At 63.7% G+C, this 22,628-nt stretch carries 12 protein-coding genes; all 12 read right to left on the reverse strand.

What is annotated here, in order from left to right; genetic code table 11:
- Positions 1 to 40 precede the first annotated feature (40 nt).
- Positions 41 to 2,038, reverse strand: coding sequence for a hypothetical protein (locus tag AB0F52_RS01865; protein ID WP_360163527.1), 1,998 nt, complete (start codon positions 2,036 to 2,038; stop codon positions 41 to 43).
- A complete protein-coding gene (gene dpdK / locus AB0F52_RS01870) occupies positions 2,035 to 2,559 on the reverse strand; it encodes a phospholipase D-like domain-containing protein DpdK (RefSeq protein ID WP_360163529.1) in 525 nt (174 codons plus the stop codon). Before dpdK ends, AB0F52_RS01865 begins: the two co-directional genes overlap by 4 nt.
- Entirely contained in the window at positions 2,556 to 7,043 is a 4,488-nt protein-coding gene (dpdJ, locus tag AB0F52_RS01875; RefSeq protein WP_360163531.1) for a protein DpdJ, read from the reverse strand. Before dpdJ ends, dpdK begins: the two co-directional genes overlap by 4 nt.
- Entirely contained in the window at positions 7,040 to 7,723 is a 684-nt protein-coding gene (locus AB0F52_RS01880) for a hypothetical protein (protein ID WP_360163533.1), read from the reverse strand. The genes dpdJ and AB0F52_RS01880 overlap by 4 nt, the downstream gene beginning before the upstream one ends.
- 1 nt (position 7,724) lies before the next feature.
- On the reverse strand, positions 7,725 to 10,757 hold the full coding sequence (dpdH, locus tag AB0F52_RS01885) for a protein DpdH (RefSeq protein ID WP_360163535.1): 3,033 nt from the start codon (positions 10,755 to 10,757) through the stop codon (positions 7,725 to 7,727).
- The gene (gene dpdG, locus AB0F52_RS01890; RefSeq protein ID WP_360163537.1) at positions 10,750 to 11,634 is read right to left on the reverse strand and encodes a protein DpdG; all 885 of its coding nucleotides are present in this window, start codon (positions 11,632 to 11,634) and stop codon (positions 10,750 to 10,752) included. The genes dpdH and dpdG overlap by 8 nt, the downstream gene beginning before the upstream one ends.
- A 1-nt stretch (position 11,635) precedes the next feature.
- Entirely contained in the window at positions 11,636 to 14,176 is a 2,541-nt protein-coding gene (gene dpdF, locus AB0F52_RS01895; RefSeq protein ID WP_360164579.1) for a protein DpdF, read from the reverse strand.
- Positions 14,177 to 14,198: 22 nt separating this feature from the next.
- Positions 14,199 to 17,498 (reverse strand): protein DpdE, encoded by a 3,300-nt coding sequence (gene dpdE / locus AB0F52_RS01900; protein WP_360163539.1) that lies wholly within the window; start codon positions 17,496 to 17,498, stop codon positions 14,199 to 14,201.
- Between the two features lie 694 nt (positions 17,499 to 18,192).
- Positions 18,193 to 19,305, reverse strand: a complete 1,113-nt coding sequence (gene dbpB / locus AB0F52_RS01905; RefSeq protein ID WP_360163541.1) for a DGQHR domain-containing protein DpdB — start codon at positions 19,303 to 19,305, stop codon at positions 18,193 to 18,195.
- Complete coding sequence (dpdA, locus tag AB0F52_RS01910) at positions 19,298 to 20,572, reverse strand: tRNA-guanine transglycosylase DpdA (RefSeq protein WP_360163543.1); 1,275 nt, start codon at positions 20,570 to 20,572, stop codon at positions 19,298 to 19,300. Before dpdA ends, dbpB (AB0F52_RS01905) begins: the two co-directional genes overlap by 8 nt.
- Positions 20,569 to 21,693 (reverse strand): DGQHR domain-containing protein DpdB, encoded by a 1,125-nt coding sequence (gene dbpB / locus AB0F52_RS01915; protein WP_360163545.1) that lies wholly within the window; start codon positions 21,691 to 21,693, stop codon positions 20,569 to 20,571. Before dbpB (AB0F52_RS01915) ends, dpdA begins: the two co-directional genes overlap by 4 nt.
- Positions 21,690 to 22,427, reverse strand: a complete 738-nt coding sequence (locus AB0F52_RS01920) for a hypothetical protein (protein ID WP_360163547.1) — start codon at positions 22,425 to 22,427, stop codon at positions 21,690 to 21,692. The genes dbpB (AB0F52_RS01915) and AB0F52_RS01920 overlap by 4 nt, the downstream gene beginning before the upstream one ends.
- Between the last annotated feature and the right edge of the window lie 201 nt (positions 22,428 to 22,628).

The raw sequence follows: 22,628 nt of genomic DNA on the forward strand, positions 1-22,628 counted from the left end.
GAGCTCACCAGCACCAACGCAGCAGAGTAATCCGCGTCGGTCACTCGAGGTAGCCACGGATTCCCTTGACGGCGGCTCGCAGTAAGGACGCCGAACCGCTTCCGTCCGCGTACTCAGTACGCGCGTTGCTGCTTGCGTTCTCGGCGATAAAGCCCGTGGCGGCATGCTTGGCGCAACGCGTCGCAACGACAATCACGTCCGCGTTGCGAGCTTTTTGCTTCAGCGAGTCAGTGCCGACTTTGGCGTGCGAAGTCACGACCTTGATGTTGGCTGACTGCCTATGCAGTTGGTCGGCGCTCCTAGCAAGCACGGCCTCGTCGAGAGAGTAGAGCAACACTGAAAGTGGGGGCACGTCGGAGAGGGAGAACTCGGTGTCGTCCTCCGCGGTATCGAGCCACTCCAGCGGCACGGCCAACTCGTCGCAAAGTTGCCGTACGAGCGCGGTGTCCTCCGAGGCGAGCCTTCGCTGATTGCGATGCAAGGGCTCGAGCAGGGCGATGGCGGCGTCGGTTCGAGCGCCACTATCAGGGCAGGCCGCGACGACCAACCGATCGGCGAAGTCCAGAACGATGTCGCTGGTTTGCACCCCTGCCCATTGCGTCGCCGACGCCCGCAGCCCGTCGAGCAGGTCGACGTACCGTGACCGGTTCGGGGCCGATCGAAGGAAGATCTCGGTCAATGCGTAGAGCGAGAGCAGATCACTACGGCTCAAGCGGTCGAGCGTAAGCGCCGCGCCGATCAACTCTGCCGAACTGTCCGGCGCGACACCATCATCTCCGACCGCGTCGATGATGACGCTGACCACCTGCCAGACTTCCAGCCACTCGTGGTCCTTCAGCGTCACCAACAGGTCCCGCACACGTGCGTCTTCCTGTTCGAGTGGCGGCCACGAATACCATCTACCGTCGCTGATCACCTTCGGCACACGTGCATCGAGCCGGACGACGGCGGTCAGGAAGTCCACCCAGCCGGCCAACTGCTGGTCGTCCGGAATCGTGGGGGTGACACCTGCTCTCTTCTCGTGCGAGGCAGGGGAGGGCGGTGTCGACGCATCGAGAATGCCCTGGATGTGGCTCCACAGAACACCCGGCAACTCTTCGTCAGGCCATGAGCCACGCGTTGCGATCGCGGTCGCCAGTACGTCGTGGTCGCGCCGGCCGATCGCGGCCACGAGCAGAACCGCCGCCGCTTGGCCACCATAAAGAGTTGGCGGATCATGCACCGGCAGGGGCAATACCGGTTCGAGGTCGCGTAGGTTCTCCCAAGCTGCAGTGATGTTGCCGAGGTCCAGCAACTCTGCCAGAACGGTTTGGTGGACGGCGTTGAGGACTGCTTCTCGAACGCGCACAGGCGGGTCTTGAAGGAGCACCCCGGGCAACTCAGGTAGCGCCAGCAACTCGCTGCTACGCCCCAGCCGGTCGAGGCGCTTGATCCGCAGGTGAGCCAGATTGCTGGCGGTCAAGCCGCCCTTCGCCACAATCTGGGCCAAGATGTGCGCGGACGTCGCCTCGCCGCCCGCGGCCAGCGCCGCGTCGAATTCCCCGAGCAGACGCCCGAGTGGCTTGTCCAACTGCCAGTGACGCCTCGGACGCCTCGACACAGTTGACTGCATCCGCTGAAGGGCGTTGCGCAGGTTCCGGCGATGTCGAGGGTTCGTGCCTGCGGTGATGACATAAGTGTCGGCGACCGAGCCGTAGTGCTCCAGAATCGCCGCCTCGACCGGATCGGCTGGATCGAGGTTGACCGGAACCAGTTCCGCTGTTTTGCAGTACGTCGGGCCGGCGAACGCGTTGATCAGGTCGGGGACGTGAGGAGCGAGTTCCGGGTTGTCCGCGATCACGTACATCGTGGCTTCCTGGCTGCTGGCCACGAAACGCGGCAGGACGATGGGGGTGCCGTCGTCGAGGCGCACGACCCGCTTGAAGCTTTCGGTCGCCCCTGGATAGTCGTCCGCATCGTTACCCGAGCCGAAGAATGCCTGGAGAAAAGTCTCAATGTCGCGGAGCCGTGTCGCGGAACCGGTCGACGATGGAATCACCGGTTTCCACCCCACCTGGCGGCGAAGTCCAACCGCGCTTGGGCAACCTCCGCATCGTCGATTACGTACCGGACGGACTCCTCGTTGGTTCCGATTCCGCTGGCGGTGAAGTTCATCGAGCCGCTGATCATCCAGTCACGTCCGCACACGGTTTTCTCGTGCTCGACGGGGTCGAAGACGACCGCCAGGTCAGCGTCGATGCCCACGATGGTCCTCACCTGGTCGACAAACAGTTGGTTGTGCGGAGTCGGGCGCGTTACGACGCGTACCTGGCTCCCAGCTCGGGCGACCCGGGCAAGGACGTCCGCGAGCCGGTATCGGCTGACCCGCTCGTCCCCCAGCACGGCGGAGAACGCGCCGAGGGTATTGTCGAGCACTTCGACGTTGCTGATCCACGCCGAGACGACCCAGAGCACGGGTCCAGGTGCGACCAACTCGGAGAGCAGGGCGTCCGCCAGGATGGTATCGGCGCTCAACCGCAGCTTCGGTCCCGTCCGCACAGTTCTCTCGAGTCCGCTCATCGCCCACTCTCGCGCAATTCCACCCGGACCCGGGACTCCCGGCCGTGTCGGACCGTCTCGGTGATCGTGCCGTACACCCGGAGGACGTCGGTGTCGACAGGCAGCGCAGGGATCATCGCCATCGCGCGGCCGAGGGTGCGTCGGTCGTCCGTCGAGCAACTGAGCCACACCGCCCCGAACTGCGGCAACTCGACGCGGTAGCGCTGTTGCCAGGCTGGCGAGTCGAGCGGGATCACCGGGAGGTGCTCGTCGTGCGCCGCAGCGACCAGGAGTCGGTCGTGGATCACTGGGGTGTCATAAGGAAGATAGGGTTGGTAGTTCTCTAGGTGTTGGTTGCGCACGTGGGCTCCGCGCGGCCACAGAATGCCGAAGACCTGGTCGGCGTTGAGCCGGGTTCCTGCCGAGCCGACCTCTAGGCGTCCGGAGCCCACGGCGTAGGCCAGGACACGCGCATCGATCTCCACGCCTAACCGCTCTTCCAGGGCCGACCAGGTGGAGATCAGGTCGGCCGCGGTGCGGTCGGTCTGCGGGGAACTGCCCGGTCGCAGCAGCCGGATGGACAGTGCAGCCATCGACGCCCGTGTGACTGGCCCGTCCAAATCCGCCCAGGCGGTGCGCAGGTCGCGTAAGGCCTTCTCGCTGTCATAGGCCGACTTCGCGGCCCGCATGTCCGCCACCGCCCGCGTCGCGGTGCTTCGGGGATCGGAGGTCACGTGCTCAACAAGGTGGGTAAGCGCCGCGTCGGTGTTCTCGAACTCACCCGGTCGGAGCATCCCCGACACCATCGACCAGAACCGGCCCGGGTCCTTGGCGTAGAACTCGGCCAGGCGCTCAACGACGCCGACACCTCCGACGCCGGTCTCGGTCAACCACACCGTTGCGCCGGCGTTCTCGTCCAGACCAGGGACGATATCGACGACCAGATCTTGTTCTGCCGCGTCGCGGCAGGCCCGGAACGCGGCGCCGAGGATCGCCGAGGCCACGGTGTCCAGGTAGGCGCGACGGGCGAGATGGAGGGTGCGGTTGTCCACGTCCTCGACAAACAGCAACTTCCCTGCGTCGTTGAGGGCGTCAATGACGGCCGGTTCCCGGCTCAGTTCGGTCAGGTCGTGAAGCAGACGGTCGGTCACCTTAGGTTGTCCGCTCGCAGTCAACGCGTCGTTGCGGTAGAGAACCGCCAATACTTGTTGGAGGTTGTCACGCCAGGACCCGTCCCGAAGCTGGTTCCATAACTCCTGCGGGACGGCCTCGGAGCCGGCGCCCGCCAGTGAGTAGGTAGTGAAGTACACGAGCGCCAGCCAGGTGCGCTGGAAGTGGTTCGTCGAATCGAAAAGTTCGGGGTTCTCCGTCACGGCCCGTTGGAAAGCTAGCGAGCGCCACTGCGGCGAACGAAGGTGGCGGAGGACGGTGGCATCCGCCGTGTCCAATGGCGCCACCTCGATGCACATACCGTCGACATCGAGCTCGAAGCCGAGGGCCGCAGGCATCTCGTTATGGATGTAGGTAACGTTCCGGCGTTCTGTGCCGGACGCCGTGCTGACGTCGCACTGCGCGCCCGGCGTCCACCTTCGCATCATGACTGAGTTTCCGGCGGCGTGCGTCGCGAAACCGACCGACCGAATACGTTCACCCCACGGGGAGGACTTCGGCGTGTCGGCCAGGAGGAGGCCGTGCGGTGAGACCACCACCTGCGACATCCAGCGCGGGTAGCCTTGCGAGCTGTCCTTGATCTCCGGAGGCGGTTCGCTCAGCTTCAGCGTAGTTGGCCGCAGCACGCGATACGACTCGCCGGCGTCCCCCCACGGCTGCCACTGGCCGACGACCGGGGCATCCGGAGCAATTGTGTCCAGGTCGACGGTCGAATCGCCCTCGACAGGCAGCGGGATCCACGTACGGTGATCGTCTTGCTGGTAGCCGTACCGCATGCTGACCCGACCCGGCACCGCCTCGCGTAGGGCCTTCCCAATGGGCAAATACTCGTCTCGCTCAGCGGAGAATGGCAAGTCGAGCGCCACCTCGGGAAGGTTGAGCGGCTCGAACAGCGCCTTGGTCACGAACTCGGGAAGGAAGCTACCAGGCACCTTGCCGGGGTCTGCGCGCATCGACTCCCAACGGCTCTCCAACCTTCGCAAGACGGTGGGCACAACCGCAAGTAGCAGTGACCTGGGCTGCTCCCATAGCAGCGCTTGTACGGAGTCGCTGTCGAGTTGAAGGGCCTTCCTGAGGTGCTGCGCCAAGGCGTCCTGGTTGCTGTCCTCCGTCAACAACGACGTCAGCCGCTCTACCAGCCAAGACCATTGCGCTGCGTTCGCTTCCGCGTCCTCACGTGATCGCGGCGGTTGGAGTGTCCGACGTAGGTCCGACCACGGGAATCGTTCGCGGTAGGAGCGCGAGAGCCAGTCGAACATCGACTGTGTCGCCTGGATCTTTTGGACGTGCCGATTCGTGACGGGAAGGCCGCGTGCCGCGATCTCTGGATCGAAGAGAGTGTCGTATCCCTGGTACATGAGCCGGTCCCGCCCATACTCGGACAGCACCACCACGGTGATCGGTCGGGTTCCGCGGCGCCTGCCCGCCCGACCACGTCGCTGGACGAACGAAGCCGCGTCGTGCGGTGCCTTGTGCTGCAGCACCAACCCGACCCGCGGATCGTTGAATCCGACTTCCAGGGCGGCGGTCGCGACGATGAGCGAAGCGTGGGAGTCGACACCGGTGTCTTGCGAGGTCGTGCGGGCAATGGATAGCGGCCGCGTAGCTCCCTGATGACGGCCGAGAACGTGTCCGATCCGCTCCACCACGTCCCATGACTGCCCGTCGGCGTAGCGAGCATCCGGCTGGGCGTAGTCCGAGGCCCGCAAACCGGCCAAAACCGGCCTCCGCCCCGGAGTGCCGGAGCGGCGCTGCCCACCTTCGGCTTCGCGCAAGTCGTTGAACAAGCGGTTGGAGACGTCCAAGTCGTCGGTGAACAGGAAGCCCGTCGAGCCGAAGGGTGAGCTCTGTCGGTCATCTGCTTGCAGGACGCGACCGAACAGCATGGCAGTCTGAATGGACGTGGACAGCACACTTGCTCCGGACACGGGATCGCTGCGCACGGCGATCGCGTACTCTCGTCCTTCCTCCTCCATGTCGGCGGAATGTGGCTCGATATGCGTGACGCTGTCGACCGGCAGCCCGACCAATTCGGCGAAGAACGCTCCGGCATCACGCAGGGTTGCGCTCAGCCCAACGAACGTCATGGCCCTGCCGACCGCGTGGCGCCACCGGCGAAGCAGCAGACCCGTCTGCGCCCCGTGCGTCCCGGAATAGGTGTGGACCTCGTCGAGCAGCACCAGCGCAGGACCTCGTCCGGTCCATCCGAGGAGTCGGCCGAGTCCGGGATCCGTGCTCGTGCGATTCAGCATCTCGGTCGTGGTGAACAGCAGGTCCGGCGGGTTGTCCAGCAACGACCTGCGGGTGAGAGCCAAGCGGCCGTCCTCCACCCTGTGCCTGCAAGTGACGCAGACAAGCTGCTCGACGCCTCGCGTGCGATCGCGGTCGGCCCACTTGAGCTTGCCTCGCTCGCACGCCGGGCAGGAGAGGAATGGACAGATTAAACCGTCGCGCTGCTTCTCCCAGTTCTTGTACCAGGTGTCCAGACGCTGCTCCAACTGCTCACCCGACTGCGGGGTGTCGCCGTACAGCACTCCGACCCGCAGTGGACGACGCCCCGCTGGGACATCTGCAGACTCGACGTTTTCGACGCTTTGGAGGGCATCCCGCAACTGGTCGCGAAGCAGTTCCGTCCTGGGGTACAACGCGAGCGTATGGACCCCACCGCCGCCCCTCATCATCCACTGGCGAATCGCGGTGAAGGCCGGAAGGTAAAACGCCAGCGTCTTGCCACTTCCGGTACCCGCGCCGACCACAACGCCGCGATGCCTCTGGGACCGCAGCGCGGACAGCACAGCCGAGGTGGCGTCGACTTGGAACTGGGCGAGATCCCGGTCCCCCACTTGAGCCGAAACCGTCGCATGCGCGACCGCATCCCACCCCGGTGCCCGCGTCAGCTCCGCCAACGCCGAAGCTAAAGGGATGTTTCGCTTCGGGTACCGACGATCGGCCACGTGTAAGCGGTAGTCGGCCACCAATGGCTTGTACCGCTGCCACCAGGGATCCCGGTCGAAGTCCGTGTCTCGAGGGGGGAAGAGCTGCCGCAGTTGCGCCAACAGACGAAGGGACTCCGCCATGCGCGTCCGGTAAGTCGGCGGGTTGCTCTTGGGGATGGGGAAAAGCAAACCGGCGTTGATAAGCCCTTGCACGACTTCCGAGGTGGCGAGGCCGTGCGGAGCGTCCGGACGTCGCGCCAAGGCGGTTCCGACCGTGTTAAGAACCTCGTCCTCGGACAACGCCCCGCTGGTGACGCCCCAGGAGAGGAGGGGGAGTTCGAGGTTTTCAAGGCCGTTGAGCAGTTCTCCGACGAACGTGCCGCCGGGATCGAGGGTCACCCCTGCTTCCTCCTCATCTCGATCTCGCCATCCATGCCGTGTTCTCGCAGCAGAGCGATGTCCTCATCGGTTATATCGCGAAGTGTGACCGGCTGGTTGTCAACTCGCGCCAAGAGCGCCAACAACTCGTCCGATGTATCGGCTGCGGCAGCCAGTTCCTCCAGCACGTCAGCATGTTTAGTGCCGAAGTCCACTACGTCCACCAACATGGGCCTCGGCTTCTTGCGCAGACGACCGAGTTCGTCGATCATGACCCGGACTGCCCGTTGGTGCGCGGAGTCCAGCCCGGCTATCTGATTCGTGGGGATGTCGGCGAATGCCGCAGCCGTCCAAGCCCGCCATGCCTCTTGACATCGGTCCGCCAAGCCGGTAACGGACGCGGACACCCGTCTCCTCGCCGTGTCGACAGTTCGATCCTTCGGCAGGCCGGCGGACGCCTGCCGCTGTAGTTCGGGCAGGCCGCCATGAATGTCACCGAGGGCCACCTCTGTTCCGGAGTACCTGGTCAGCGCCCGCGCGAGCCGAACCGCGGAAGCGAGGTCAGCCAGCGCGGATTCGAGTTCACGCACGCGCTGGGCCGTGCTTTTTGCCGCCTGCTCCAGGCTGGCATCCGCGTCGAGGCGACGAACTTGAGCCTGCATATCGAGCGCCCGCCCGAGGACTGATCCATCGGTGGCCATCTCAAGCACCCTCCATACCGACGGCAGACCAGGTCGTCAATGCTTCCTGCACGGCGCGCACCGCGGCATCCCCCGCGGTCGAGGTCCGATTCCTCGCTTCCGGGAGCTTGACCGACAGCCAGCGGTCCGCCACGGTCAGGAACTCGAGGATGATTTCCAAGAACGGGCCCCGGTCTACTGCGGCGACCTTGAGAGCCGATGTGTACCGCTTGTCATCGGTCACATTGGCACTCGACAGGCGATCGAACTCCTTCTCGAGCACATTCACTACGCGCCAGTCTGCTTCCTGCGCCCTTCTGATCAGCTCACGAAGGCGGGTGTCCTCCTCCCGACTCGTGGGACCAAGCCCCACCCGAGGAGCTTCGTCCAGCGCCACTCGAACCGCCTCTATTGTTTCTGGACCACTCGTACGCTCCGGTAGAAATGTCCGAATTCGTTCGATCTTCGCCTGCAGAGCCACGACTTGTGCTGTCACCCAAGCGTCGAGGTTGGAGAACCCGACAACGCCCTGGAGCCAGTTCGGCGTCGTCTCCGGCCGCCATCGCCACTCCGAGACGGCCTGCCTGAGCAGCGGCAACGCGCGGGCGGCGTCGATCATGCGGATCTCGCCAGTGTTACCCTGGGCCACTCCCAAGCTATTGCGCAAAACTTGAACCAACCCAGGACGCATCGCCCTGTGCCCTTCCAACGACTCTTTCCACGCAGCAGTCCGCGAATCGGAATCCGTTCGCGTCCAATCGCGCCCTTCGTCGAAAACGACCGCGAACAACTCCGTTTCGCCCATGCCGGGCCAGGCGCGGCCGGCAAGCACACCACCCAGTAGGGCGGCCCGCATACCGATGACCAGGTGGTCGTCGGAGATGTCGCCGTACCTCTCCACTGCGCCCGCGAACTGTGACGCTCCGGATTCGGCGATGCGCGCAAGCCTGCGGAGGTCGACCGCACGAGTCCGACCAGAGTCCCGCAGCCGCACCAGTCCTTGGAAAAACTGGCCGATCACCGCTTTGCGCTCGAAGCGGATCGGCGCAGAATCACCGATTTTCTCGCCGTAGGCATCTTCAATCGAGACCGTTCTCGAACTGGCAGGCCAAGCCTTATCGACGACCGTCTTGTTCCACTCGCGCATCGGCGGGTCGGTCCACAGGAACCGCCGGTAGACCGCTTCGACGATGAGCTTGCGCAAGTCGTTGGCCACTCGCTGCTCAAGCTTCTCGCCGCGGCCGGCCCAGAGCTCGATCGCATCAATCTTCGGTTGCCTCTTCGGCGACGGGCGGAGTTCGGACTCATCGTTGGCGCCTTCCGCGGGAATCCAGTCGGGCTGCGGACGCTTCCTCGATCCATCCTCATCTGGCTTCGGCGTCAGCGTGGTGATCGGGCGCAACCGGAACGTCCGCAGGATGCCGTCGTTCATCTCCTGGAGCGCAGACGGCGCGTTTCCCCAGAACTCCAGAACGAACTTGTGGCGGTCGGTGTCGGACTCGTCATCCAACTCGACCACGCTCGACACCTCCGTGCCGAGAGCGGCGTCTTGCACTGCGCGGGGGAACCGCAAGCGCGCGCCGTCGTCGGGGAACGTACCTTCCTCGATCGACCGCGCATGCTCGATAAGAACCGGTCGAACAACCTTGCCCAGCACTGCGCGCGGAACGAATGAGTCCGGTTTGTCCGCCGTGGAGTGGACCATGCGAACCAGGGCCGAACGGTTGAAGGGGTAGAGACCGTATCCTTCCGGCGACACGCCGAACCGCTCGTGACACTCGGCGCGATACATACATTTTTCGCACTGGTTCTTCTGCAATTCCGCTATACCGAGTTCCTGCGTCGCGCCGCCGACGCGGGCCACATTGAGGTAGCGGCCTACGAACGACGCTACCTGCGAGGCCTCGTCCTCACGCCTGCTAAAGGTCACGTCCAACCGGAAGACGTGCCCGCCGCTGGCGGCACCGATCCTGGTCAAGGCCGTCTCGGGTAGCACGTCGGTGAAATAGCCGGTAGTTACGGCCATGAGCGTCCTGATGGGTGCCAGACGCACGTCACCCTCGCGCACGGCGGGCTCGGTAAGGGCGTCGAGTAGTTCCCCCTGCACACCTTGGATCAGAGCGAAGTCCTCGATGAGCAGAAGAATCTCCCGCCCCTGGGCGGCGTACGCCTTGCGCACCTTCAAGAACGCGTCGGTGAGACGGCCTGTGGTGAGATTAGCCGCCGAGCGGAGCGCCGCCTCCAAGTGGCTGTTCAGCAGCCCGACGGCGGCGCCCTTCAGCCCGGGCATGGTGTTGATCATCCCGACGAGCCTCCTGGACTTGTCGGCCGCCGACCGCACGTCGTTGACCTTGAGAGGCAGGTCTTCGACTGTGAAGCCCCGGGGACGTTCCACGGACTCGCCCTCGCGATCGCGGAGCAACTGTTCCGCGAGTTGGGCAATAAATCCCGCAGGATCCAGCAAATAACTCTGAAACAGGGGATCCTGCAGGATGAGCGCCAGCCCATTGGGTCCGACCAGCCCACGCTCCAGCGTTGGAAGACCGACGGGTTTGGTGTTGGCCAAAGACTCGTTCAGCGAATTAACGATTCTACGCGCTAAAGCGGCTGAGTCGACCTGCGTACTGAACGAGTGAACTTCCCGCTTCAGCGCGTCGAGCGAGGCGTCGTCGACATCCGAGAGCAACGCGGTGATGACCGCCCTGAGGCTGGTCTGCGTCTTCTCCAGGTAGATGACCTTCTGATGCGAAGCCGGCTTCAAGTGCTCACGTACCCAGCGCACCAGGTGCGACTTGCCCGAGCCCGACTCGCCAACCAGTGGCATCATCAAGGCGCCGCTGTCTGCCTTGCGGTTCGTGAATTCCTCGAGGACGACATGCTCATCGACGAAGTCACCAGACTCTACTAGACCGCGTTGAACAAGCCGCGCACGGCTGATGCGTAGGGGGGTGTGCGTGGCGAGGAACAACGACGACGACGGAATCACCGCCTCAGTGCTGATGCGCGAGGCCGCGGAATCGGGAGTCCAGCACAGGTAGCCCGCCAGGTCACCCACGGGGCACCTCCAGAACGGTAACCGAACTGAACGTCCGGGGGTAGCCAGGTTGGTCGGGGTCTTCAAGGTAGAGCAGCGATCGAGCGTCGTCGTTCTGCTCCAGCCGCAACCACTTCTCGTCATGCGCGCGCAGCAACGCGAATGAGAGGGCAGCACCAGCGTGGTTGGCTCGAGGGGACTCCAACCCCACCGACGTCGAGTACAAACCGCCAGGGAGCACAGGTAATGCCTCGCGCAGTTCCCTCAACGCGACCTCCGGTTCCAGCGACTCTCCCGGTTTCCAGTGAGTCGACGCGGCGCGGCGCACGGCAGTAGTGCAATCGGGAGTGAGCCGGGCCCCCGTCAAACCGTCTGCGGCACTAATCAGTGCCGGTGTGCAGAAGCCAAGGACACTTGCCCACGAGCAAAAGGGATTCCATCGGGTGTCATTCTTGATGGGATCCCCCAAGTCTGCTTTGAGGCTGTGACCCTGCCGGCGTTGCACCTCTGACCACCCCAACGCCTCAGTCGTCGGATCGATTGTCAAGAACCAACACAGGGCTCGGACCAGGTCACGGGGGCCGGATTGCCCTGCATCCTCACCGAGGCCGGTGTTGTTTTCCGGGGCGAGGATCGCCTTGCGCAGCGCGTCGACGACGCTGTCGTGCTGCGGTGTGACCGCGACCGCCAAATCCAGCGCGCCGTTCTCGCGGCTGATCAGTTCAAGTGACACCAGGGTGGACAGCGCGGAGTCGACAACCTTCTGACCACTGACGCCCGGTGGGCAGAGCAACGCCCGCGCCTGGTCCTCACCAATGGACTTGCCCACATGCGCGAGAAACCGCAGAGCCACTATGAGGTACTGAGGCAGTGGAGCTTCGACGTTCAACAGGCTCACTTCACAGAGCCCTTCCTGCTACTTCGACCGGGATAGCGGCCGGATGGATATCACTAAACGAACCTGGTTTGTAGGGGTGCGGCAAGTCACGTGGGTGGATCAGATAGGTGATCGCTGGTCCGTCGAGACGCGCTTCGACCAGTGGATCCCAACCTCCACCGCCGTCAGTCACCCAGACGAGAGAGATGTCGCCAGCCATCAGGAGAAGTCCGTCGGCGTCGAAGATCACCGGGTGCGGTAGCGCCATGCGCTGAATATCGGCCGCCTCGGCATCGGTGAACCCGGGGCCTCCCACAACGACCATTCCCCGCTTGCACAAGCCGCTCACCACGCCGGGAACGAGGTTCTTGCGTTCAGTTTCACTGCTCCACCAGATGCTAAGCAGCGAAGTTCGTGCCGAACGGAATCTGGAGAGAGGGTCATCCTTCTCGTTGAGAGGCCAGGCGACGCCAGGGATTGGTTCCCAAGGGGTGCAGTAGAAACCATTGTCTGCAGGACCACTGCGCCTGCAGTGCGGGCACCCCCGACACGCCGCTGCCGTGCCGAATTCGGTCCCGCGATAGGTGGTCGTGTAGTAGTCCGCCAACTCCTTACCTGTGCAGCGATCACCGGACATAGCGTTTCGCAACCGCTGCAGCGCGGCCCATTGACCTTTCATGATCACCTGACGCACTTCCTCGATTCGCAGGTCGAAGTGCGCCCGATCGTTCGTCTGCCCGTGAATCGAGACCCGTGCCCGCATGGCGAGCTCCGAGAAATGGTCACGCAGGCGGATCTCCCACTGAGCATCATCCTCCTCCGCGTCGCGGACAAGGCGAGTGGGCGGGTGCAACTCGATCAGTCCTGAGCGAACCATCAGGTTGAGCGTCCGCACGTTCCAGATTCGGTTCTTCTCCCCTGTTTCCGAGACGTGGGGCGGGCGGCTGTCGAGGTCCAAGTCGAAAACCACCTGGCCGTCGTCGTGCCTGCATTGGCGGAACATCGCGTCCCACCGGCTCCACGCCTTGGTCGAGCCGATGATCGTCTGGGCGTTCAACTTTCTCGCGATCGATTCGTCGCGCTCGGCAGTGGCCATGTAGGCGGTCGACGGCCTCCCATCCCGTCCCCCTCTGCCAACCTCCTGGTAGTAGCGGTCGACCGTCTCCGGCAAGCACGCATGCACCACGGTCCGCACATCCGGGAGGTCGATCCCCAAACCGAAGGCCGAGGTGCCCACGACGACATCGAACCTAGTGGGGCAAGTCCCGGTGGCAGTCGTCCCGCCCCATCCCTCCAAGGCGTCGCGCCGCTCTTCCGTACCGGAGTCGCCTGTGACGGAGATAACCCGGGAGAAACCCACCGACCGCAGCTTGAGAACCCATTCGCGCGCATCTTGCTTAGTGGAGACGTATAGCGCCAAGGGGCGCGGGAGCCTCGACACTGCCGTCAGCACCGCGGCATCACGATCGGCGGCCCTACGGAACCGGTCGACGTAGAAGCTGGGCTCGGTGCGGATCTGAGCGGCCCAGACGATGCTCGTCCGACCCAAGCCGCCGAACAGCTGGGTGATCGCCTCCAGTTGCGGCCCGGTGAGGGTGGCGCTGAGCGCCACCAAGCGAGGCGCCAAGCCCTCCGGGGCTTGGAGGCGCCAGGTGCGCAACTGGCTTGCGATCGTCTGGAACTGCGGTCTGAAGTTGTTGCCCCACTGCTCCACGAGGTGCGCCTCGTCGAGCACCAGCGTTCGGAACATGCCCGCCTCGGCAGCCGCCTCCAGATGGAGCGCAAGGCCGGTAGCGACCGCTTCCGGCGAGGTGAACAGTACTCGCTGACGCCCGGCGCGGATGTTCTCGGTGATCCGCTGCTTCTCCTCCAGGCTCAAGCCCCCACTGTAAGCACAGGGATCGGTCGTGCCGGTCATCCACTGCACGCGCCGCTCGAGGTCGAGAGCCAGCACCACCGTGGGAACGACGACCAGCGTCAACCCGGGCCGCTGCCCCAGAAACGCCGTGGCGAGCACCGTCTCCGTCTTGCCGTGTCCGGTCGGCAGGCAAACCACGGTCGTGCTGCCGGCCGGTGCCGACAAGACCGACCGTGCTGCCTGCTGCTGCCCCGGAGACCGGTAATGGGTGTAGTCCGGCCCCAGCGCCGCCGTCCAAAAAGGGTCGGCAGGGGGGCCATTCAAAGTTCGCCGCGTTTCCGACTGGAGTCCGCGGTAAACTTCGCGCATATCATCGAGAGCGGCGTTCCGCGCCTCCTTCGACGACTTCTCGGACTCCGGCGTCCACTCCTCTGCCCAGACTCGCAGTTCATCGCCCGGGCCGGACAGTACGCTGCACCCAGCCCTCTCCCACTCACGCTTACTCGGCAGACGTTCATCGAGAGGAACCGCGAGCGGAGATCCATTGCTCCCCGCTGCGGCCTCCAACAGAACCTGGCGGACAAGCACGACCACGTCCAGGCGCCCCGCTGAGCCATCGGCGACGCCCCGCAGGGCATCAGCCAACCGCCGTGATGTCCCGGTGAATGCGGCCGCCTCGTGCAACTTAGGCCAACTTTGAAGCATCCGCTGTGCGGCGTACCAACTGTCATCGGGCACGGAGCACCCCCGGAACGCGCACCAGGCACACCGCCGCGATCAGTCGGGTCGCCGGGTGCGACAAACCGCCCACGAGCGCTGCCGTGACGGCCGTGTCGACGAGATAACTCTCCAAGTCACCCACAAGGTGGCCGGCGGCGCTACGCGCCTGGGCCTGGGCCTGGGCAATGGCCACCCGCTGCTCAGCAGTGGCTCGTGCTTCGTCGCAGAGCCTGCGCAAGTCAGTCACGGCGGCCATGTGCTCACGGCTCGCCTTCTCCGCAGCCGCTGTTGCGACCTGGTATTCGTGCGGACCGCCAAAGATGTCGAACAGTTCGCGCAGCCGCTCACCGCTGTAGTTGCGATCTCGTAATCTGTCCTTGTCGTAGGGCTGGTCCAACCACTGCCGCTGGGCGTCGGCGACGACCGGTTCGCCACTGAACGCGTGGATCCACACTCGGACCGTGAACGGGGCGAGGACCCTATCTGCCTGGCGCCGTAAAGCCTGCTTCGCCTGCGCGTGCTCGGCCACCAACGCTGTGGCAGAGGCGATGTCGGCCTCCACGAGATAGTCGAAGCCGAAGTACGGATCGGCGCCGCCCCTCAGATGGACGTACGGCCTGCTAAATGCCGTCGCCTGTCCACGGTCGTCGCTCCAGGCCCAGTACGCAAGGGCGTCCGTCAGCGGATTGCCCGAACGGAAGAGTCGGGTACCGGGTTGTTTGAGAGCGGTAGACCTGTTGAACACGCCTTCGACGCTCGGTCGACTCAGGCGAGAGACAGCCCGTTGCCAATGGCGCGGATCAACGAGCGGTCGAGAACCGGGCAGGTCAAACGCCACCTGCGTGCCCTTGCTGGGCCGGCGGCGCAGCCGGATGCCGCCGTCGGTCTCGGAGGTGAACCCGGACAGTGCCGCGTCCCAGGTTCGCCAGTCCGTCTCGAACCGATTCAACTCGACCGCAACGCTCGTCTCCTGGATCGCGACGTGGTGGATGGATTCGAGCAGGTCCATCTTCTCTATCTCCTCGCGCGCCTCGGTGAGCGCCGAGCGCACTGCCTCCTTCCGAGCGTGGAGCCCTGCGGGACCTCTCGCCAGCCCGTGTGCCCAGACGTTGTCAATGCTGTCGGCGATGGCGTCTTGGAGGGTGGACACCGACTCTCGGAAGAGCCCGTATCCATCGAGCAACAACTCGACCCACGCGTCCAGGAAGGTCACCTCGCCCTGCGCTGAGGTGAGACGGTACTGGTCAGCGGGACGAGATTGGCGAACCGCGTCCACGCTCCGATAGCGGTCGAGCCTCCCGAGTCGTTGCTCGAACTGGTTCGGCGACCAGGGCGCCCTCAGATGGAAAGCGGCTTCGGCGAGTTGGAGGTTCAGCCCGTCCTCACCGGAACCGTCCACGACCAGGAGCCGAGCAGGACTCCGAGGCTCAAGCGGGGCGGCCCACGCGCATACCGCCTCGTGGGCTTCTTCAGGGCTCACGCGACTCGTATGCTCGGCAAGCACGATTTTCGGGAATCGCTTGCGCAGGTGGTCCGCGAACATCGGTCCGAGTTGTCCGGGGCCGCAGAACACGACCGTCCGCCGGTACTTGCGCAACACGTCCAACAAAGGTCGGCAAAGTAGATTGAGTGCGGACTCCCGCACTTCGGCGGTGTACTGCCCGTCGAGGTCTGCCAGCAACCGCGGCTCGAACGGCAGGACGGGCGCCGCACGAAGGGCGCGCTGCTCCCCGTAGGAGAGTTGAGCGCGGTCGGCAGCGCGCCGGTCGGCGCGAATCCTCCAGCGCAAGGTGTCGAGAAGGTCATCCAACATGATCCCACTGCGCGAGACCAGAATCCTCAGAACGCCACCGGATTCCTGGTTCCCACCGCTGGGCTCGGTTTGCGGCAGATGGTCCGTTGTCTGATAGCACCAGTCGAGCACTGCGTTCTCCGCGGTGTCGTGCACCTCCGAATCGAGGGTCAGCACAGTGGGCGACTGCCTTCCCCGGACCTCATAACTGGGAAATTCCGCATCTGGCTGTTCCACTAGCACATTCGCTCGCCGATGTCGGATGACCCTCCGGTGCAGTCGGTAGGTTTCGCTCACGTGGGCGCGGAGTTCCTCCACCCGCGTCTCCAACTCCGTTTGCGCGACGCCCTCACGCAACTCGTAGTCATCGCCTATCAGTTCGAGGACCCGCGTACACAACTCTTCGAACTGGGGGTCGGCTACAACCAGCACCTCACGGATGTGGTCGATCGACGTGGCCAGGTAGACGGGGTATTGAGCGTCGAGGGAGTAGACACTGTCGGCCAGCGCGCGCCTGCACTCGTACATTTTCTCAAACCGGTCCACGTCGTCCCAGGAGTAGAGCGTGGGGTCTAGCAGGTGGAGCAGGCCCAAGTGTGTCTTGTAGTGGGACGTCGTCGGCGTCGCCGAGATGAGGAGCAATTTCTCAACGGAATGCGCCAAGGCCTGCAATTCAGGATAAGCGCCTTCGGACGGAGCTTCCACTTGACTCAAGCGATGCGCTTCATCCACGACGAGCAGGTCCCACCCGCGGTAATCCGACCAGGTCGCCGGGTCCTCGTGCGAGCGGAACTTAACCGACGCTTCGCGGAAGTCGTCGATGAAGAACTTGGAGAGAAGCTCCTCTACCCACTGCCTGCGGAGACTGTCTGGCGTAAGCACGATAACGCGGGCGCGCGGGTTGTCGATCAACGTCTGTCGCACGACGTACCCGGCCTCGACGGTCTTGCCCAAGCCGACCTCGTCCGCCAAGAGGTAACGTTGCACGGGGTCGGACAGGACCGTAAGTGCGGCATCCACTTGATGGGGGTAGATTTCGACAGCAGAGGACAGAAAGCTGGAGGTGCTCACACTTGCCCCTCGTTGGGCGATCAGCCCTCTCAGGAACGGCAAGCGCGTGTTGCGGAAGTAGCCAGATTCGTGCGCACCAACACCCAGGACCGCAGCGGGGTCCGTTCGGCCGCCATCCCACCTGATACGCAACTGGGCCTGCGGAATCGGAAAGTCGAACCGATGGTTCGGAAAGGCGACGAAGTACCTATTGCCCGCCCGGCCCGTCACTCTGCCCGGCAGCCAACGGGCATTATCCGGATTGCGCCAGTACACACGAGTTTCAGAGTTGAGCAATGCGGGAACACAGCGGCTTGAAGTGATCCACACAGACTCCACCACCGGCATTGCCACCGATGCGAAGAAGTCCACCTTTATCCGCGTTCCTGAAATCTCGCCAATAGTCCCGACACCGGGACTATTGGGATAAGTGACGAGGTCGCCAATAGCGAAGGACTGATTCATGCGTTCATCCCGCGCTCAGCAGGATCAGCGCCCCCGTGCAAGAGGCCCACCACCCGCGCTGACCATCAGACAAGCGCCAGGACATTCTTCTGCCGCCGATGCTCATCGTGTTTACGCCCTCCCGCGTCACACAGCCATCCGCCACCAGAACATGTTACCGAGCGTAATCGATGTCGACCCTAAGCACTGTTCATGGTGGACTACTACGCCCATATGAAGACGATCGTCTTTCTGGGCGCTTGCGTTACGGGCAGGCGGTGAAGTTAGCAAGACGAGACCTGCAAGCGACCCGGACGATCGAACTCAGACTTCAGGATCGAGTGCGAGTTCACCGCACTCCACTACTTCACCTTCGACGACAGCGGCTACCCCACCACGCAGCTCCACGAGACAGCGATCGCCAACTACCTCCACTGGCGCAACCACCACTGCCACCTTAAACGCCACTTCGCCGTCAACTCCAAGGTCCACTGCTCAGATTACCTACCCAGCGTTGCCCGAGGAAGCACCAACGAGCGACGAGCGGAACCCACCCATTGATAGACGACGCGCTTCGAAGCAGGTAGCCAGAGTAGTTGCACCACCAGCCTTTCAATTCAGTCGAGCACGCCATTCGTCGACTACATGAGCGTGACTACTAGCAGCAAACTATTCACATTCCTCAATGCAGCGTCTTTACACCAGGCCATGAAGATTAGCGCCGTGATTTACGCACCAATTTCAAGAGATAGGTGGTCAATTGTCGGACATCATTCGGCGTGTTCTGCAGATTGTTCCAACGCCGCTCGCCGTCGCTAAATTTCCAGACGCCGGATGTCCATGCCACATGGGAACGCAGGCTCTCGAGATTTCTCCGAAGCTCTACGGTCTTCACCCCTTCGGCCGGCACGTCTTCCGTCAACGTGTCCATCACAAACCCGAGCGACTGGATGCCTACGCCATGGGTGAGTCGTGAACTACGCGGAGGCTTGCTCCACTCCTCAGGGAAAACGTCGCGCACGAGAGACCAAAAGCCTATCAAGTGCGTGAGCATCCGGTCCACATCACCAGTGCCGTCAACAGGGTTGCGATACTGGTACAGCGCTCCTTCGAAGAGGCTGTGCTCGACCATCTTAAGAACGCTGTTGTCCTTGATGTAGCCGTCAGGAGCGGTCGGTGACGCGATGATGCGAAAGAATGGACTCTCGCGCTTGCCGTTCAAGCGCGTCATCAACTGCGCCGGCAGCCGGCGACGCACGTACGCGTCAGGCAAGTGGCCGGTGGTGTCGGGGAGCAACTCATGGATGAGGCCCTTGGGCAACGCCCTCGTGGAGTTGACCAGGATGAACTGTGAACGCTGCTCCTCCTCAGAGTCGGTGATGAAGCCAACGACTGCTACAGGAAACTCGGCGACATCGGCGTCACGGATCGCGGCGCTGCGCTGCTGACCGTCGACCAACCAGGCCGGTTTCTCCGCCTCGGGCAGGCTCTCGTCCACCGGGATGACGAGCTCTCCCGGCACTGAGTAGTCGACCGTGTCAGAGGGAACCATCAAGGAAGGGATGAACTGCACGCGCTCGTCGAAGGCGACGACGATCGCGTTGGGCAGCATCGCCCCGCCCGACTCGAGGTACTTGCGGATACCTCGGATGTGGCTGAGTACCTCAGGACGCTGGTAGCCCTGCAACTGCTCACTATCGTCACGACGGATGCGCGACACTGCCGCGAAGCTGTGTAGCTTCTTACCGTCGACGGCGAAGCAGTAGATCCGTCGCCGCCCCTGCCGGACCTCGAGGGCCGGGAGTCGCAGGGTGTACCTGTCAGCCACTTTCTCTCCTAGTTGAGGGGACGATCTCACCGCGAACCGGTCGCGGGGCGACCTTGCGCATCTTGGCTTCCAGGACGGCCAGGTTGTGGAACCCACGCCGCTTGTTCCGCTCCGTACCTCGGAAGATCGCTATCTCGATACCGTGCTCCTTGCACAACGCACAGAAACAGGACTTCCAGGGGCGCGCCTCCAGCGTCCTGCGATACTGGACGAGGTAGCTCTTTTTCTTCGCCTGGTTTTCGCCCAGCACTAGCGCTTCGTAAGCAGCCAAGGCTGCCATGACGTCCTCGAGGTCGACGACACCTTGGTCGTAGCCCCGCAGAGCGCTCAGGCACTCTCGTTCGGCGAGTATGGCGTCGCGTTGTGACACCGCTCCTGACAGGATCGCTCGCTTCAAAGCAGGATTACCGTCGACCTGGGGGACGCGCACGGCCGTGTAGGCGCCGTCCGCAGTGTGGTAGTTGTTCCGATCGTCCATGAACGACTGCCGGAAAGCCGACGTGCTGTCGAAGCTGGTCACGCCCAGATCGGCGAAGCGCTCCATGCTTTCCAACCGGGTGATCCCGAGCAGGTGCAACTGCGTTCCCGGCCGCAGGACGGTCGAGATCTCTTCCAAACACGCCACGATCTCGTGGGTCTTCAGCGGCACCATGCCTCCGAGCGCGATCCTGAGGTACCCCATCTCCTGCAGCCGGGCCACGCTGTCCGCGTAACTGGCGGGGCTCCACCCCTGCGCGGCACCGACCGGTTCGAACGGGCTGTCGCGGTCCTGTACGGCAGCCAGGAACTTCTCGGCCAGGTCCAGGGAAATATGCCGACGCTTGACCCAAGCGGGGTCTGCTTCACCCTCGCCCGCACCGGGAACGTAGCCGAAGATGACGTGATCGATGCTAACGCCCGAGTCGAAGCCGCATTCGTCGTAGAAGTCGAGCACCTCGTCGACCGAGTACGGCGGGTACTCCTCCTCGACGTAGTTGAAGGCGCCGCAGTCGCCGAGGCTCGCGGTGCCCGAGGGCAACCTGAAGAACTTGCGCACCCCGAGACGGTAGAGCCGTGCGCGTTGGGGTGCGGCGTACTTGCCCGCTCCCTTCACCGAGCCATCGACGATCGCCTTGCTGACGAGTACACCGTCATAAGGAGACGGTGTAACCACTTCGTGCGCATATACGTCGTCGCGCTGACGGACCCTGGTAGGTAGGTACTCGTCGTTGATGAAGTCGTACGTTGGGCTGACGAGGTCTTGACTGTCCGGGAAGTAGAACTTCACGACGCGTTCACCCGTGACTTGACGTAGACACGGATGATGAAGTTGGACAGGACGCTGATGTGTCGCGGGGTGTTCTGGAGCTCGTTCCAGGCGATGTTCAACTCACCCCACCGCCCCTTGGTCCAGTGACAGTGGTCCGCGATCAAGGCCAGTTCCTTCTTCATCCGCTCGACAACATCTGATGCTTCCACGTCCACGTTCGGGACGATCTTGTCCATAAGCCGCCCCATGGCCCTGATGCCGACACCGTGCATCAGCCTGCTCTTGGTCGGCGGCAGCCCCCACGCTTCGGGGAACGTGTACTGCACGGCGGTCCAGTAGGAGACCAGGATCTTGCGTATCGCACCCGTGTCGATGGTGCTGTTCGACAGGTTGCGGTAGAGGAACAAGATACCTGCGGAGGAGTTCAGAGACTCCTCGACCGCGGCGGTGAGGCTGTTATCGGTGACGACCGCGGTGCCGCGCTGTTCCGGACTGGTCGACGGCCGCTTGATCAACCCTCGGAAGGGCGAGTCCGAATCCTGGTTGAGCATCGTGACCAGGGCGGACGGCAACTTGCGGGCAGACAGCTTCGCAGGTAAAGCAGTACCCACCTCGGGCAGCAGTTCCGCCACGAGGTTGGCGGGCAGCGGTGATACCGTGTTCACCCGCAGAAACTGGTCACGCTGAGTGGCGATGTCCTCGGCCACGAATCCGGCGACCGTCACGGGCAGACGCGCACGCTTCGTCCGTGCGAGGGCTAGGCTCCGCTGCTGGCCGTCCACGATCCATGCTGGCCGGGGCTCATCGGGGGTCTGTGCGAGTGGGATCTCGAGCGTGCCACTGGTGGCCAGGCCGTCGGTGGCCGAAGGCCCAGGACTGGAACGAAAGCGGACGGAGTCGGGCAACGCCATGATCAACCCATTGGGAAACAGCACCTCATCGCCGTCGAGGTACTCGAGGATTTGATTCACGTGCTGCTTCTTCTCGGGCCGCTGGTAACCGAGGAGCCGACCAGCGTCGTCCCGGGAGATCCGCGCCACGTCGGAGATCAGCGAGACTTCCTCGGCCGCAAGGGTGAAGATGTACAGAGGGATTGTCGGGTGCTGATGCACCTTCAACGCCCTGCGCTTGAGGTTCACCGCTCTCCCATCGTCTCGGAGTAGAGGTTGGCGAACCTCTTCTGCTCGCAAGCCCTGCCGCTCTCCCTGAGCATCCGGTGCAACCTGGTTCGCGAGATGCCGAGTTGCTCAGCTGCCGACGCACGGATGAACTCTTTGACCTCTGCATCTGTCATCGGCGTGCGGTTGTAGGTCTCGCGGTGGGTTGAGCGCTCAACCCACCGTGTCCACTTCTCAGTCGTGGTGGGTGAGGTCAACCTACCGTCCTCGCAGTGGGTCAGCCAGGAACTGGCCATCCGCGCATTCAGCCCGGTGAGGGTACCGCCCAGCGCCTTGCGAAGCGATCCATTGGCCCGTATGCGCTGCACACCGGGTATGTCCTCGCTCCCGCCGATGAGCAGTGCGTCACTGCTAACCTGACCGAGTTCGCGCAACTCCGCCGTCAAGACACTCCCATAGACCTCGGACAACACCAGGAGCATGGAGCTACGGGAGCCCAATTCGGCGAGAGTCGACGCGCCGAGGCGCTCCTGGACGCCCTTCCACCACAGCCGGCGGTCGACCCCCGTCGACGCGACGCTGTCTTCGTGGCCGGGACTGAAGGTAGCGGCGTACGCCGGGAATGAGGCAACAGTGGACTGCAAGCCCAGACCTGCAGACACGACCCACAGTTCTGGTTCGAACCCCGCTCGGGTGGCTGCATCGACCACAGTGTGCGCTTGCTTCCAGTGCTCGCCCTTGTACAGGCCGCTCAACGGGGTGCGGTGTGTGCTGACGCGGATCCGGTCCGTCCAAGTGCTGAGTCGGCTGCTCACCGTGCCCGCTGGGAGAGAGCCCACACGAAGAGCCGGAGGTGGCACGAGCATCTTACGGTCCGTGCAGGTCACTACCACGGATAGTTTCTTCACGCCTCGCCGGCTCCCTTGGACCGTAACTCACTTCCAATGCGGTTTACT

The organism is Amycolatopsis sp. NPDC024027 (assembly GCF_040638975.1).
Classification (GTDB): domain Bacteria; phylum Actinomycetota; class Actinomycetes; order Mycobacteriales; family Pseudonocardiaceae; genus Amycolatopsis.

What these genes read in the sequence shown, in the direction of transcription:
- dpdF (WP_360164579.1), bottom strand. Translation starts at nt 14,176, where the DNA reads ATGCTTCAAAGTTGGCCTAAGTTGCACGAGGCGGCCGCATTCACCGGG.
- dpdK (WP_360163529.1), bottom strand. Translation starts at nt 2,559, where the DNA reads ATGAGCGGACTCGAGAGAACTGTGCGGACGGGACCGAAGCTGCGGTTG.
- AB0F52_RS01880 (WP_360163533.1), bottom strand. Translation starts at nt 7,723, where the DNA reads ATGGCCACCGATGGATCAGTCCTCGGGCGGGCGCTCGATATGCAGGCT.
- dpdE (WP_360163539.1), bottom strand. Translation starts at nt 17,498, where the DNA reads ATGAATCAGTCCTTCGCTATTGGCGACCTCGTCACTTATCCCAATAGT.